Origin of the sequence: Pseudomonas sp. WHRI 8519 (assembly GCF_040224055.2) — a bacterium.
Lineage (GTDB): Bacteria > Pseudomonadota > Gammaproteobacteria > Pseudomonadales > Pseudomonadaceae > Aquipseudomonas > Aquipseudomonas putida_X.
In genome coordinates, this window is record NZ_CP167996.1 from 2,211,229 (window position 1) to 2,226,029 (window position 14,801).

Consider the following 14,801-nt stretch of genomic DNA (forward strand, 5'->3'; position numbering starts at 1 on the left):
TCAGGCGTGGGTGGCGATCACGTGCGGTTGCGGCGCGTGCTCTTTGGCGATCAGCCGCTCCAGCACCTTGCGTGCCTGTACGCCGCCGGCGTCGATGTTGAGTTTGAGCAGGTTGCGCTCGGGGTAGGCGAGCAGGTTCTGCTGCTGGCGTTCGAGCATGTCCAGGTCTTCGCTGAAGATCTTGCCCTGGCCTTCACGGATGCTCTCGGTCAGGGCCTGATCGTGGGCGGCAAAATTGCGCGCCATGCCCCAGAAGTACCAGATCGACGTGTCGCTCTCGGGGGTGATGAAATCGACCACGATGCTCGAGGCCTTGTGCTCGACCGGGGCGTGGTAGCCGCCGTGGCCGGCATGCGCCACACCCACTTCGATCAGTACATGGCTGGGCGGTGTGAAGCGGCAGATCTGCCAGCGGTCCACCGGCACGTCGTCGGCCAGGCCATTGCCGCGCAGGGCCATGCGCCAGAAGGGCGGGGGCATGATGTTTTCCATGTGCCGGGCGGTGACCACTTCGTCGCCGCTCACCGTGGTGACCGGCGGCGCCTCGTCGATTTCCTTCTGGCCGATGCTGGAGGCGTGCACATAGGTTTCGTGGGTGAGGTCCATCAGGTTGTCGATCATCAGGCGGTAATCGCAGCCGATGTGGAACAACCCGCCGCCATAGGCCCACTCATCGCTGGCCGCCCAGGGCAGCTGCGGAATCAGGGCGGGGTCAGCCTGGGCCTGGTCACCCGGCCAGACCCAGATGAAGCCATGGCGCTCGACCACGGCAAAAGCCTTGTTGCAGGGGAAGCCCCGCACCCGTTGGCCCGGCATGTCGACGGTCTTGCCATCACCGCCCATCACCAGCCCGTGATAGCCGCACACCAGGTTGCCGTTTTCGACAAAACCCAGCGACAACGGCGCGCCGCGGTGGGGGCAAAAGTCTTCGACGGCCGCTACGCGGTTTTCGCTGGGGCGGTAGAACACGATCTTTTCCCCGCAAATCTGCCGGCCCAAGGGCTTCTCGGCGATTTCGTCAGGGGTGCAGGCGACATACCAGGCGTTTTTCGGGTACATGAAGGACCTCCGATTGTTGTTATTTAATGGATCCATTAATACCCGAGCTGGAAAGCTGGTCAATGGTAAATCCCAACAAAAATTGGAGGTTGTGCGATTATCGTACGGTTAATGGATCCATTAGGCCGTTCTTGGATTAACCAACCTAGTCCTTGTAGATTTTCGTCAGCAGCCGCAGCAGTTGTGCGCGCTCATCCTCGTCAAGGCTGGCAGTAGCCTCCCGGTCGCTGTCGCTGGCGATCTGCTTGAGCTGCTTGAGCATCGCTTCACCCGACTTGCTCAAGAAGATCCCGTAGGAGCGCTTGTCTGGCTTGCAGCGTACTCGCACGGCCAGCGCGCGCTCTTCCAGTTTGTTCAGCAGCGGCACCACTTGCGGCGGCTCGATCGCCAGGGCACGCGCCAGGTCCGCCTGCATCAGGCCTGGGTTCTGCTCGATGATCGCCAGCGCAGAGAACTGCGCCGGGCGCAGGTCGTAGGCCGACAACCGGCCGATCAGGTGCTGGAACAGCTTCAGTTGGGCGCGGCGCAACGCATAGCCGAGCAGGTCTTCGAGGACCGTATCGTCAGGCGGCGTGGGCAGGGAAGCGGTGTCTTCGGTTCGGGCAGACCTTGCCATCGGGTTGCATGCTCCTGGTTCATGAGTAAGAAAGTTACCCAGTTTGCCTGCGCCGGCACGATCCGGCTAGGGGAGCTCAGGCCAAAAAGCCTCTCAACCGGCTGGAAGGCAAAGATAATTTTCATAATAGTTAATTGACATAACTAATTGGCCGGATTAGCTTGATGGTCACCACCCCGAACAACAAGAGTGCAGAACCATGAGCAAATACGAAGGCCGCTGGACCACCGTGAAGGTCGAACTGGAGTCGGGCATCGCCTGGGTAACCCTCAACCGCCCGGAAAAGCGCAATGCCATGAGCCCCACCCTGAACCGGGAAATGGTCGACGTGCTGGAAACCTTGGAGCAGGACGCCGAGGCCGGCGTGCTGGTGCTGACCGGGGCAGGTGAGTCGTGGACGGCGGGCATGGACCTCAAGGAATACTTCCGCGAAGTCGACGCCGGCCCTGAAATCCTTCAGGAAAAAATCCGCCGTGAAGCCTCGCAATGGCAGTGGAAGCTGCTGCGCATGTACGCCAAGCCGACCATCGCCATGGTCAACGGCTGGTGCTTCGGTGGCGGTTTCAGCCCACTGGTGGCGTGCGATCTGGCGATCTGCGCCAACGAGGCCACCTTCGGCTTGTCGGAAATCAACTGGGGCATCCCACCTGGCAACCTGGTGAGCAAGGCGATGGCCGATACCGTTGGCCATCGTCAGTCGCTGTACTACATCATGACCGGCAAGACCTTCGGCGGTGCCAAAGCCGCCGAGATGGGCCTGGTCAACGAGAGCGTGCCGTTGGCCCAGCTGCGCGAGACGACCCGCGAGCTGGCGCTGAACCTGCTGGAGAAAAACCCAGTGGTGCTGCGTGCCGCCAAGAATGGCTTCAAGCGCTGCCGCGAACTGACCTGGGAGCAGAACGAAGACTACCTCTACGCCAAGCTCGACCAGTCCCGGCTGCTGGACACCGAGGGCGGTCGCGAGCAGGGCATGAAGCAGTTCCTCGATGACAAGTCCATCAAGCCGGGCCTGCAGGCTTACAAACGCTGAGGGCCAGCGCGGGCTGTGCCGCCCCTGGCCACAGCCTGCGGATATTTCTCTATAACCACAACAAGAGGAATGAGCATGTTGCAGGTGCCTTTGCTGATTGGCGGGCAGTCGCGCCCCGCCAGTGATGGACGAACCTTTCAGCGCTGCAACCCGGTTACCGGTGAGGTGGTGTCGCAAGCCGCTGCCGCCACCCTGGCCGATGCCGATGCGGCGGTGGCCGCGGCCAGCGCAGCGTTCCCGGCCTGGGCCGCGCTGGCGCCCGGTGAACGGCGCAGCCGCTTGCTGGCCGGCGCCGACCTGTTGCAGGCGCGGGCTGCCGAGTTCATCGCCGCCGCCGGCGAAACCGGGGCCATGGCCAACTGGTATGGCTTCAACGTGAAGCTGGCCGCCAACATGCTGCGCGAAGCCGCGGCCATGACCACACAGATTACCGGTGAGGTCATCCCCTCGGACGTGCCCGGCAGCTTCGCCATGGCCTTGCGCGCACCGTGCGGTGTGGTGCTGGGCATTGCGCCGTGGAATGCCCCGGTGATCCTCGCCACGCGGGCCATCGCCATGCCGCTTGCCTGTGGCAACACCGTGGTGCTCAAGGCCTCCGAGGTCAGCCCGGCGGTGCACCGGTTGATCGGCCAGGTGCTCCACGATGCCGGCTTGGGCGAGGGTGTGGTCAATGTGATCAGCAATGACCCGGCCGATGCGCCTGCCATCGTCGAGCGGCTGATCGCCAACCCAGCGGTGCGCCGCGTCAATTTCACCGGGTCCACCCAGGTGGGGCGTATCGTCGGCGAGCTGGCTGCCCGGCACCTGAAACCTGCTTTGCTCGAACTGGGCGGCAAGGCGCCGCTGCTGGTGCTCGACGACGCCGACCTGGACGCCGCCGTAGCCGCCGCAGCGTTCGGGGCGTACTTCAACCAGGGCCAGATCTGCATGTCCACCGAGCGCCTGGTGGTCGACGACCGCATCGCCGACACGTTCGTCGACAAGCTGGCGGCCAAGGTCGCCGGGCTGCGCGCTGGCGACCCGCAGGCCAGCACCTCGGTGCTCGGTTCGCTGGTCAGTGGTGCGGCCGGCGAGCGCATCAAGGCGCTGATCGACGATGCCGTGGCCAAGGGCGCACGCCTGGTATGCGGCGGCCAGCTGGACGGCAGCATCCTGCAACCCACCTTGTTGGACAACGTCGACGCAAGCATGCGCCTGTACCACGAAGAGTCCTTCGGGCCGGTCGCGGTGGTGCTGCGCGCGCAGGGCGATGAAGCCTTGTTGACGCTGGCCAACGACTCGGAATTCGGCCTGTCGTCAGCCATCTTCAGCCGCGACACCAGCCGTGCGTTGGTCTTGGCCCAGCGTGTGGAGTCGGGTATCTGCCATATCAACGGCCCGACCGTGCATGACGAAGCGCAGATGCCCTTCGGTGGGGTCAAGGCCAGCGGCTACGGCAGCTTCGGCAGCCGCACCGCCATCGATCAATTCACCCAACTGCGCTGGGTCACCCTCCAGCACGGACCCAGGCATTACCCCATCTAGGCAACGCGCATCATTGGCCGTCGTCCCTACTGTCGGGCGGCGGCAGGCTGTACAACAATAACAAGGAGCAACCTGCGTGAATAACCAAGCCCGCACAGGGTCGCGCGACCCTGGCCAAAGCCCGCGCTACCGGCAGGTGTCCATCGGGCATCCCCAGGTGCAGTTCAGCGAGGCCGATGGCATATTGCGCATGCAAGCCGTCGAGCCCCTGGCGCCGCTGCCGGCGCGCCTGCTCGACCGGCTGCTGCACTGGGCCGCACAGCGCCCGGACACTACCTTCATTGCCGCGCGGCAGTCCGATGGGGCCTGGAGCGCGATCACCTACGCGCAAATGCTCGTGCAGGTCCGTACCATCGCCGCCAACCTGCTCGGCTTTGGCCTGAGCGCCGAGCGGCCGCTGGCGCTTTTTTCCGGCAACGATATCGAGCACCTGCAGATCGCCTTGGGCGCCATGTATGCCGGCATCCCGTATTGCCCGGTGTCGCCGGCCTACGCACTGTTGTCCCAGGACTTCGCCAAGCTGCGCCATGTGTGTGAGGTACTGACCCCAGGGCTGGTGTTCACCACCGACACCCAACCGTTCCAGCGGGCCTTCGATGCCGTCCTGGATGCCTCGGTGGCGGTGGTGAGCGTGCATGGCCAGGCCCCGGGCCGTCGGCACCTGGGCTTCGACAGCCTGCTGCAGCCGTGCGACCTTGCGCCCGCCGACGCCGCGTTTGCCGCCACCGGGCCCGACACTATCGCCAAGTTCCTCTTCACCTCTGGCTCCACCAAGCTGCCCAAGGCGGTGGTCACCACACAACGCATGCTGTGCGCCAACCAGCAGATGCTGTTGCAGACCTTCCCGGTGTTCGCCGAAGAGCCGCCGGTGCTGGTGGACTGGCTGCCGTGGAACCACACCTTCGGCGGCAGCCACAACCTGGGCATCGTGCTGTACAACGGCGGCAGCTTCTACCTGGATGCCGGCAAGCCCACCCCGCAAGGCTTCGGCGAAACCTTGCGCAACCTGCGCGAAATTTCCCCCACCGCCTACCTGACCGTGCCCAAGGGCTGGGAAGAGCTGGTCAAGGCGCTGGAGCAGGACGCGCAGTTGCGCGAGGTGTTCTTTGCCCGCATGAAGCTGTTTTTCTTCGCTGCCGCCGGGCTTTCGCAAAGCGTGTGGGACCGCCTGGACCGCATCGCCGAGCAGCACTGTGGCGAGCGCATCCGCATGATGGCTGGCCTGGGCATGACCGAGGCGGCGCCGTCCTGCACCTTCACTACCGGGCCTTTGTCCCTGGCCGGCTACGTGGGCTTGCCTGCCCCAGGTTGCGAAGTGAAGCTGGTGCCGCTGGATGGCAAGCTGGAGGCGCGCTTTCGCGGCCCGCACATCATGCCCGGCTATTGGCGCTCGCCGCAGCAAACGGCCGAGGCGTTCGATGATGAAGGCTTTTACTGCTCGGGCGATGCCTTGAAGCTCGCCGATGCGCAGCAGCCCGAGCAGGGCCTGATGTTCGATGGGCGCATTGCCGAAGACTTCAAGTTGTCGTCCGGCGTGTTCGTCAGCGTCGGCCCGCTGCGTAACCGTGCGGTGCTCGAAGGCTCGCCCTATGTGCAAGACATCGTGGTGGCCGCGCCGGACCGCGAATGCCTGGGCATCCTGGTGTTCCCGCGTTTGCCCGAATGCCGCCAACTGGCCGGGCTATCGGCCGAAGCCAGCGATGCCGACGTGCTCGGCAGCGACGCGGTGCGCAGCTGGTTCGCCGCTTGGCTGCAGCGCCTGAACCGTGACGCCCAGGGCAACGCCAGCCGCATCGAATGGTTGTCACTGCTGGTGGAGCCGGCGTCGATCGACGCCGGGGAGATCACTGACAAAGGTTCGATCAACCAGCGCGCGGTGTTGCAGCGCCGGGCTGACAAGGTAGCGGCGCTGTACCGTGGCGAAGACCCGACCGTGCTGCCCGCGCAGGTGCGCCCGTGAGCAGTGGCGGGCTGTGCACGGCGTTCGACGATGTGGCCATCGTGGAGATGGTACGGACGCCCTGGGTCGACCTTGGCGGTGCGCTCGCCGCGGTTTCACCGATCGACCTGGGCATCAAGGCCGGGCGGGCGGTGCTGGCACGGGCCGGTATCGCCCCACAGGCGGTGGACAGCGTGCTGGCCGGCAGCATGGCCCAGGCCAGTTTCGATGCGTATCTGCTGCCGCGCCATATCGGGCTGTACTGCGGGGTGCCGCAAGCCGTACCCGCACTGGCAGTGCAGCGTATCTGCGGCACCGGCCTGGAGCTGTTGCGCCAGGCCGGGGAACAGTTGCGCAGTGGCGTGCAGCAGGTACTGTGCGTGGGCGCCGAGTCGATGTCGCGCAACCCGATCGCGGCTTATGAGCACCGTGGCGGCTTTCGCCTCGGCGCGCCGGTAGGGTTCAAGGACTTTCTTTGGGAGGCGCTGTACGACCCGGCTGCCGGAGTGGACATGATCGGTACCGCAGAAAACCTGGCACGCGCGCATGGCCTTGGCCGCGAGGCGGTGGATGCCTGGGCGCTGCGCAGCCATCAGCGTGCGCTGCAGGCTCAGCAGCAGGGCTGGTTCGATGAGGAAATCGTCCAGATCACGGCAGAGGCTTTCAGCGCTGACGGCTGCCTGCCGCGCGGCATCGAACTGCCACGCGGGGTGGCCCATGTCAGCCACGACAGCCACCCGCGGCCTACCGATGCCCCAGCGCTGGCCCGCTTGCGTGCGGTGCACGCCGGTGGCGTGCAAACCGCGGGCAACAGTTGTGCGGTGGTCGATGGCGCGGCGGCAGCGTTGGTGAGGCGTTTTTCCACGTGCTCCCAGCCACCGTTGGCCCGCCTGCTGATGGCCACCGCCGTGGGTGTGCCCCCCAGCACCATGGGCATCGGGCCGGCCCCGGCGATTGCCCTGCTGCTCGAACGCAGTGGCCTGCGCCTAGAGCAGGTCGACCGCTTCGAAATCAACGAAGCGCAAGCCGCCCAGGTGCTGGCGGTGGCCCAGGCCCTGCAACTGGATGAGGCAAAACTCAACGTCCATGGCGGGGCCATCGCCCTGGGCCACCCCTTGGCCGCCACCGGCTTGCGCCTGGTGCATACCCTGGCCCGCCAACTGCGCCAGGGCAACCTGCGTTATGGCATCGCTGCGGCCTGCATCGGCGGCGGCCAGGGCATGGCGGTGCTGATCGAAAACCCCCACTTCGCGGCTTGAAACCGAGGACGCCCATGGCCTGGAAGGCTCCCCTGCAAGACATGCAATTCGTGCTTGAGCATTGGCTCAGGGCCGACCAGGCCTGGCAGCACCTGCCGGCCTACGCCGACGTCGACCTGGAACTGGCCCTGCAGGTGCTGCAGGAGGCCGCCCGTTTCAGCGAACAGGTTCTGGCGCCGCTGAATGCTTCCGGCGACCGCCAGGGCTGCCGCCTGGAGCAGGGCAGGGTGCGCACGCCGGACGGCTTTGCCGCAGCCTATCGGGCCTACGTGGACGGCGGCTGGCCGGCGCTGGCCTGCGAGCCCCGGTTCGGCGGCCAGGGCTTGCCATTGGTACTGGAGGCGGCCGTTCAGGAAATGCTCTTTGCCAGCAACCATGGCTGGGCCATGTACACCGGCATCGCCCATGGCGCCTACCGGTGCCTGAAGGCCCATGGTAGCGCCCAATTGCAGGCGCGTTACCTGCCCGGCATCGTCAGCGGCGCTAGCCTGCCGACCATGTGCCTGACCGAGCCACAGGCAGGCAGTGACCTTGCCTTGCTGCGCTGCCGTGCCGAACCGCTGGGCGATGGCAGCTACGCCGTTACCGGCAACAAGCTGTTCATTTCCGGCGGCGACCACGACCTGACCCGCGACATCCTGCACCTGGTGCTGGCGCGTTTGCCCGACGCCCCGGCAGGCAGCCGCGGGCTGTCATTGCTGCTGGTACCCAACGGCCTGGAAGGTGGTGTGGGCAATGGGGTGCAGTGCGATGGCCTGGAGCACAAGCTGGGCATTCGCGGTAGCGCCACCTGTGCACTGCGCTTCGAGGGGGCCAGAGGCTGGCTGGTCGGGCAGGCCCACGGTGGCCTGGCGGCCATGTTCGTGATGATGAATTCGGCCAGGCTGCATGTTGGCCTGCAAGGGTTGGGGCACGCCGAAGCGGCCTGGCAACTGGCCCGTGACTACGCCCGGGAGCGTCGCCAGATGCGCGCCCCCGGGCATTGGCCGGGGGCTGCTGCCGACCCCATTCACCTGCACCCTGCCATGCGCCTTGCGCTGCTGGAGTTGCGGGTGCGTAGCGAAGGCATGCGCGCCTTGGGCTACTGGACGGCGCACTGGCTGGAGGTGGCCGACGCCTCTGCCGACCCTGCGCTGCGCGCCAAAGCGGCGACGCTGGCGGCGTTGCTGACGCCCATCGTCAAGGCAGCGTTCACTGATTACGGTTTCAGCCTGTCGAGCAAAGCGCTGCAGGTGTTTGGCGGTTACGGCTACACCTGCGAGTTCGCCATCGAGCAGGTGCTGCGCGACAGCCGGATTGCGATGATCTACGAAGGCACCAACGAAATTCAGGCCAACGATCTGTTGTTGCGCAAAGTGCTGGGCGATGGCGGTGAAGGTTTCGCGCTGCTGCTGGGCGAGCTGCGCGCGGAGGCTGTTGCTGCCCCGGGCGCAGCGGCCGAGGCACTCGGCGTGATCTGCGACCGGTTGCAAGGGCTGGTTGCCACGCTTGAGCGCAGTGCGGCGCACAGCGTGGAATACCCCTATCGCGCGGCGGGGGCCTTCCTGCAGGTGTGCGCCACGGCGCTGCAGGCCTTTGCCTGGGCCCGCACCGTTCGCTGCCTCGACGCGTTGCCGGCCGAGGCGCCGCTACGGCGTGAGAAACATGAAAGCGCCACCTTCTTTTGCAGCTACCTGCTGCCTGACTTCGACCGGCAAGTGGCCGCTGTCGAGGCGGCCGCCTGCCCATTGCCTTTCATTGCCGAACCGTTCTGAACCCCACGTGCGAAGTCGCGATAAAGACCGGCTGGGGCTGGCGCGCCGAGGGCCGGTAACGCATGCACAGGTCCGCTGAGCACAGGTGCGATCCGCCTTTGATCACCACCACCGGTACGCCGGGTTCTGTCGGGTCGTAGCTTTCGCTCAAGGCGGGGCCGGGCGGGTCGAGGGCCGCGTCGCGTCGCGCATCGTGGCCCGGGCGGTAACCGGTGCGGGTCAGCTCCCAGACATTGCCCCCTGCATCGAACACACCAAACCGGTTGGCCGGGAAGCAGCCCACCGGTGAAGTACCGCTGAAGCCGTCGGCGGCCGTGTTGTTGTAGGGGAACTGGCCCTGCCAGGTGTTGGCCATCAGCTTGCCCTTGGGCAGTTCAGTTTTCCCCCAACTGAAGTCGGCGTCGTCCAGCCCACCACGCATGGCGTATTCCAGTTGCGCTTCGCTGGGCAGTGCACGGCCCGCCCAGCGCGCGTAGGCCTGGGCATCTTCCAGTGTCACTTGCACCACCGGGTGGTTTTCCAGCCCTGCCAGGTCACTGCCAGGGCCTTGCGGGTGTCGCCAGCTGGCCCCCGGCACGAACTGCCAGCCGGGAGCGAGCACCTTCGGCCCTTGCTGGAACACCATAGCGCCCGGCACGCGCAGCGTGTCGGGCAGGGTGGGGTCCGCCTCGGCGCTGATGCCCCGTTCGGCCTGGGTACGGTAGCCGGTAACGGCCACGAACCGGGCGAACTGGGCGTTGGTGACCGGGTGCCTGTCGACCCAGAAGCCCGACACCTTTGCCGCATGTGGCGGGCCTTCTTCATCGTAGAAGCGGTCGGAGCCGAAGGTGAAGGCGCCCCCCGGCAAGTGCACCATGCCATCTTGCCTGCCGGGTAAGCCGCTGTAGCCCTCGCACAGCAGTACCGGCGCCGGGGCGTGTGGCCAGGCGCCGTAGGCCACGGCGAGCAAGCCAGCGGCGAGCAGCGCGCAGCCGGCTACCCGGGCCATCATGGTTTGCTGGCCAGGGGCATGGCGGGGCTGGCGGGGCGCCCGTCAGCGTCGATGGCGATGTTGCTGCGCTGGGCATAGGCCTTCCAGTCGCGCAACAGGTCGCTCACCTGCCGGGGGTGTGCTGCAGCGATGTCATGGTGCTCGCCGGGGTCTTTGCTCAGGTCGTACAGGTGCCAGGCCGGGGTGCTGTCGGTGGCGTCCCACAGCAGTTTCATCGGCCCCTTGCGCAGCGAGGCGCTGCCGTTGATTTCCCAGCCCAGCGCTTCGTCATGGGCGTGGATCCGCGTGTCCTTGCCTTGCAGGTAGTCCAGCGCCGAGGTGCCCTGCGGCGGCACGATGGCCCGGTCGCGGTAGCTGATGCCGGGCATCGGCGCGCCGGCCAGTTGCAGCAGGGTCGGCATGATGTCCCTGACACTGGCCATCTCATCGCTGCGTCCGGCCTTGATGCTGGCCGGGTGGTAAACGAAGGCAGGCACGCGGATGCCGCCCTGGTAGGTGGTCATCTTGTAGCGGCGGCTGGGCAGGGCGCTGACTTGCGCCCAGGCCGAGCCGATCATCAGGAACGAATCACGCCGGCCGTAGTTGGCCAGGCGGTTGTCGAAGTGTTCCTTGATCCAGTTGGGGTCGACGCGGGTGGCATTTTCCGGCCCGTTGTCGGACATGAACAGTACCAGTGTGTTGTCCAGCTCGCCGGTTTGGCGCAGGTGATCGACCAGGCGCCCGACCTCGGCATCCAGGGCCGACACCATGGCCGCGTACACCTCCATGGTGCGCGCCGATTGCCGTTGTTGCTGTTCGCTCAGCGTGGCCCAGCCCGGTACACCTTCCAGTTGCGGCTCGAGGGGGAAGTCTGCGGGCACCAGCCCGGCCTTGCGCTGGCGCGCCAGGCGCTCGCGGGCAATCACCTCATAGCCCTGGTCGTAGCGGCCGCGGTATTGCGCCAGGTATTTATCCGGTGCCTGCAAGGGCCAGTGCGGCGCGGTGTAGGCGGCAAAGGCAAAGAAGGGTTTGTTGCTGGCCTTGCCATCGTCGATGGCGGCGATGAGGCGGTCGGTGAACCAGGTGGTGGAGTAGAAGTCGTCAGGCAGTTCGATGGGGTCGCCATTGTGGCGGAAGGTGGAACTGTAGTTGGGCTGCAGCGCCATGTTGGCCTGCTTGAAATGCGCGGCGCCGCCTTCGAGCAGCACGTAGGCCTGGTCGAAGCCGCGGTTCTGGGGCTGCTGCGCAGGCTGCATGCCCAGGTGCCATTTGCCGGAGATGTAGGTGCGGTAGCCAGCATCGTGCAGCAGTTCTGCCAGGGTCGCGACGTTGCTGCCCAGTACCCCTTCGTAACCGGCGCGCACCGCAACGCCGGCCGGCAAGCGCTTGCGTGCTTCGGCCATCATGCCCAGCCCTGCCAGGTGCGGGTCGTTGCCAGACATCAGCATGGCGCGGGTAGGGGAGCAGCTTGGCGCCGCGTGGAAGTCCAGCATCAGGCGGCCGTCGGTCAGCAACTTGTCCAGGTTGGGCGTCTGGATTTCGCTGCCCAGGGCCGACAGGTCAGAGAAGCCGAGGTCATCGGCAACAATCAGCAGAATGTTTGGTTGTTTAACGGTTGGCGTGGCCATGGCCTGGCTGGTGCCAAGCATGAGCAGGCCGAGAGCGGCAAGGGATTTGAGGCAGTTCATCAGAGTGCTCTTTTTGTTTTTTGTTGGGGGTCGTGGCGGCGTGCCCGCAAGGTAGAGAGCCCGCAGCACTCATGTTAACGGCCATAACGGCGACTGCGCAGGCGCCCTGGGAAAAAGCGTTCGATAAACGAACGGTGGATTTGGGCCAATGTCAGGTAGTTTGCATCCCCCTATTGACGGCAAGATGGTTAACAAAAATAATCGTTAACAGAGTTATCCAATTTCATAAAAACAAGTAAAGGGAAATTCTGATGACCAGGCCGTTGAACCGGTGGTGGGTGCCCGTTGTACTGCTTTCCATAGGCCAATGCGTGCAGGCGGCCAGTCCGCTTGAACAGAGCCGGCCAGGCCGGCCCGGTGCGCCTCGCTGGGTCGAGGACTATCGCTTCCTGGATGCCCCGGCCAAGGCCAGCGACCCATTCGATGGGGTGCGCTACCATCGCTTGTCCGAGTCGGCCTGGCTGCAGCTGGGGGCCGAAGCCCGTTACCGGGCCGATGTATTCAACAAGCCATTTTTCGGCTTGCGCGGGTTGAACGACGACTCCTATCTGATGCAGCGCTTGCAGGCGCACGCCGACCTGCATCTGTTCGATGATGCTGTGCGCACGTTCGTCCAGGTGGAGAACACCCGGGCTTTCGGCAAGGACCTGTACTCCCCCAACGATGAAAGCCGCAATGAAGTGCGCCAGGCCTTCGTCGACTTCAATCATGACGTTGCCCAAGGGCGCTACACCACCCGCATAGGCCGCCAGGAGATGGGGCTTGGCGACCAGGCGTGGGTCACCTACCGGGACTCACCCAACATCCGCCTGAGCTTCGATGGCGTGCGCGCCAGCCTCAACCTCAAGGACGGCCGCAAGCTCGATGCCTTCGCGTTTCGGCCGCTCAAGACCGGCGAGGACAGCTGGGACGACGGCAGCAACAATGCGGTGAAGTTCTATGGCCTGTACGGTACCTTGCCGCTTACGGCAGCCTGGAACATCGACCTGTTCGCCTTCGGCCTGGAAACCGATGACCGCAGCCTGGCGGGTGAAGCAGGCGATGAACAACGCTATACCTTCGGCACGCGGCTGTTCGGCCGCCAGCAGGCCCTGGACTGGAGCTGGAACCTGGCCGGGCAGACCGGCCACCTGGGCAATGCCTCGATCCGGGCCTGGGCACTGTCCAGCGACACCGGCTACACCTTCGCGCACCCGTGGCAGCCGCGGTTGGGCATGCGCATCGACGCCGCCAGCGGTGACCGCGAACTGGGCGATGGCAAGGTCAACACCTTCGACCCGCTGTTCCCGCGCAACGGCGTTTATGGCGAGGCCAGCCTGACCACCTTGAGCAACCTCATCGTGGTCGGGCCGACGTTGGGCTTTTCACCCTGGCGTACCTTGCGCTTCGAGCCGGGCGTCTTCGAAGTGTGGAAGCAGCGTGCAGAAGACGGTGTGTACATGCCCGGCATGAGCATGCTGGCCAACACCCGGGGCACCGGGCGCCATGTGGGCACCATCTACCGCGCCAACACCCGTTGGCTGGCGACACCCAATCTGACCCTGGACGTCGATCTGAAGTACTACGACGTCAGTTCCGCCATCAAGGACGCCGGTGGGGAAGATTCTTCGTTCATCTCATTACGTGCCTCGTTCAGGCTTTGATCCTAACCCAACGCATAACAACAAAAGGGCCTACCCATGCGTGATTCATCCTCGTCCTCAAGCAAGCCGGTGCTTACCATCGGCCTGTGTTTTCTCGTGGCACTGCTCGAAGGCCTCGACCTTCAGGCGACCGGCATCGCCGCACCGCACATGGCCAAGGCGTTCGCGCTGACACCGGCGATGCTTGGCTGGGTGTTCAGCGCAGGGCTGCTGGGATTGTTGCCCGGCGCCTTCATCGGTGGTTGGCTCGCCGACCGGTTGGGCCGCAAGAACATCCTGATCGTGGCGGTGCTGCTCTTCGGTGGTTTTTCGCTCGGTACTGCCTTGGCCGACAGCTACGCCACGCTGCTGGTCGCACGGCTGATGACGGGGCTGGGGCTGGGGGCCGCGTTGCCCATCCTCATTGCCCTGGCCAGTGAGGCAGCGCCCGAGCAATTGCGCAGCACCGCGGTGAGCATCACGTATTGTGGCGTGCCCCTGGGCGGCGCCATCGCTTCGATCATCGGCATGGCGCCGTTGGGCGAAGACTGGCGGGTAGTGTTCTATGTGGGCGGTATCGCGCCGATCGTCATCGCCCTGGTGCTGGTGGTATGGCTGAAAGAGTCCCAGGCGTTTCGGGCGCAAACCGGTGAAAAGATTGCCGGCCAAGGCATGCTGGCCCAGCTGTTCGGGCCTGGGCATGCAAGCCGCACCTTGCTGCTGTGGGTGGCGTGCTTCTTTACCCTTACCGTGTTGTACATGCTGCTCAACTGGTTGCCGTCGTTGCTGATCGGGCAAGGTTTCAGCCGCCCGCAGGCTGGCATGGTACAGATCCTGTTCAACCTCGGCGGTGCGGCGGGCTCGTTCCTCACCGGGCGGATGATGGACAAGGGCCATGCCCGGCGCGCAGTGTTCATCGCGTACATCGGCATGCTGGCAGCGTTGGCGGGGCTTGGCCTGTCGACGAGCTTTGCGTTCATGCTGGTGGCCGGCTTCGTTGCCGGCTATTGCGCCATCGGCGGCCAACTGGTGCTGTACGCACTGGCGCCGACCCTGTATTCGACGCAGGTTCGGGCCACGGGGGTGGGGGCTTCGGTAGCCATCGGGCGCTTGGGTTCGATGGCCGGGCCGTTGGCGGCGGGGCAGATTCTGGCCGCCGGGACGGGGGTGGGTGGGCTGCTGCTGGCAGCCTCACCGGGGCTGGTGGTGGCTGCTGTGGCGGCACGCGCATTGCTGGCCAGGCGTAACCGCCAACCGCAGTGAGCCGGGCCGCGGCCGGTTCAAGCTGCCAGGCAGCTCGGTGAGCCTGCCTGGCGCTTCTTGGGCTCAGTCAGTGCCCA

The 14,801-nt window shown here is 65.5% G+C and carries 11 protein-coding genes; 7 read left to right on the plus strand and 4 right to left on the minus strand.

Annotation, left to right across the window (positions count from 1 at the left end):
- Both ABRP30_RS10130 and ABRP30_RS10135 read right to left on the minus strand, forming a co-directional pair.
- On the minus strand, nt 1–1,059 hold the full coding sequence (locus tag ABRP30_RS10130; protein WP_349974409.1) for an aromatic ring-hydroxylating dioxygenase subunit alpha: 1,059 nt from the start codon (nt 1,057–1,059) through the stop codon (nt 1–3).
- Nucleotides 1,060–1,204: 145 nt separating this feature from the next.
- Nucleotides 1,205–1,675 carry a MarR family transcriptional regulator gene (locus ABRP30_RS10135; protein ID WP_349974408.1) on the minus strand — a complete coding sequence of 157 codons (471 nt, stop codon included), beginning with the start codon at nt 1,673–1,675 and terminating at the stop codon, nt 1,205–1,207.
- 199 nt (nt 1,676–1,874) lie between these two features.
- Here ABRP30_RS10135 and ABRP30_RS10140 point away from each other — a divergent pair, with 199 nt between their 5' ends.
- The 5 genes from ABRP30_RS10140 to ABRP30_RS10160 all read left to right on the plus strand — a co-directional run bounded on the left by ABRP30_RS10140 (nt 1,875) and on the right by ABRP30_RS10160 (nt 9,181).
- Nucleotides 1,875–2,705 (plus strand): p-hydroxycinnamoyl CoA hydratase/lyase, encoded by an 831-nt coding sequence (locus ABRP30_RS10140; RefSeq protein WP_241806450.1) that lies wholly within the window; start codon nt 1,875–1,877, stop codon nt 2,703–2,705.
- 75 nt (nt 2,706–2,780) lie between these two features.
- Complete coding sequence (locus ABRP30_RS10145; RefSeq protein ID WP_349974407.1) at nt 2,781–4,229, plus strand: aldehyde dehydrogenase; 1,449 nt, start codon at nt 2,781–2,783, stop codon at nt 4,227–4,229.
- A 76-nt stretch (nt 4,230–4,305) separates the two neighbouring features.
- A complete protein-coding gene (locus ABRP30_RS10150) occupies nt 4,306–6,189 on the plus strand; it encodes a feruloyl-CoA synthase (protein ID WP_349974406.1) in 1,884 nt (627 codons plus the stop codon).
- Entirely contained in the window at nt 6,186–7,427 is a 1,242-nt protein-coding gene (locus ABRP30_RS10155; RefSeq protein ID WP_349974405.1) for a thiolase family protein, read from the plus strand. The genes ABRP30_RS10150 and ABRP30_RS10155 overlap by 4 nt, the downstream gene beginning before the upstream one ends.
- A gap of 14 nt (nt 7,428–7,441) precedes the next feature.
- Nucleotides 7,442–9,181, plus strand: a complete 1,740-nt coding sequence (locus ABRP30_RS10160; RefSeq protein ID WP_349974404.1) for an acyl-CoA dehydrogenase family protein — start codon at nt 7,442–7,444, stop codon at nt 9,179–9,181.
- On the opposite strand, the gene ABRP30_RS10165 is transcribed toward ABRP30_RS10160, so the two are convergent.
- Together ABRP30_RS10165 and ABRP30_RS10170 are read right to left on the minus strand one after the other, a co-directional pair.
- Nucleotides 9,162–10,172, minus strand: coding sequence for a formylglycine-generating enzyme family protein (locus tag ABRP30_RS10165; protein WP_267822902.1), 1,011 nt, complete (start codon nt 10,170–10,172; stop codon nt 9,162–9,164). The two genes, ABRP30_RS10160 and ABRP30_RS10165, sit on opposite strands and share 20 nt — an antisense overlap.
- On the minus strand, nt 10,169–11,839 hold the full coding sequence (locus tag ABRP30_RS10170; RefSeq protein WP_349974402.1) for an arylsulfatase: 1,671 nt from the start codon (nt 11,837–11,839) through the stop codon (nt 10,169–10,171). The genes ABRP30_RS10165 and ABRP30_RS10170 overlap by 4 nt, the downstream gene beginning before the upstream one ends.
- Before the next feature lie 251 nt (nt 11,840–12,090).
- Between ABRP30_RS10170 and ABRP30_RS10175 the strand changes: the two genes are divergently transcribed.
- Complete coding sequence (locus ABRP30_RS10175; protein ID WP_349974401.1) at nt 12,091–13,482, plus strand: alginate export family protein; 1,392 nt, start codon at nt 12,091–12,093, stop codon at nt 13,480–13,482.
- Nucleotides 13,483–13,518: 36 nt separating this feature from the next.
- Complete coding sequence (gene mhpT, locus ABRP30_RS10180) at nt 13,519–14,724, plus strand: 3-(3-hydroxy-phenyl)propionate transporter MhpT (protein ID WP_349974399.1); 1,206 nt, start codon at nt 13,519–13,521, stop codon at nt 14,722–14,724.
- The last annotated feature ends 77 nt before the right edge of the window (nt 14,725–14,801 follow it).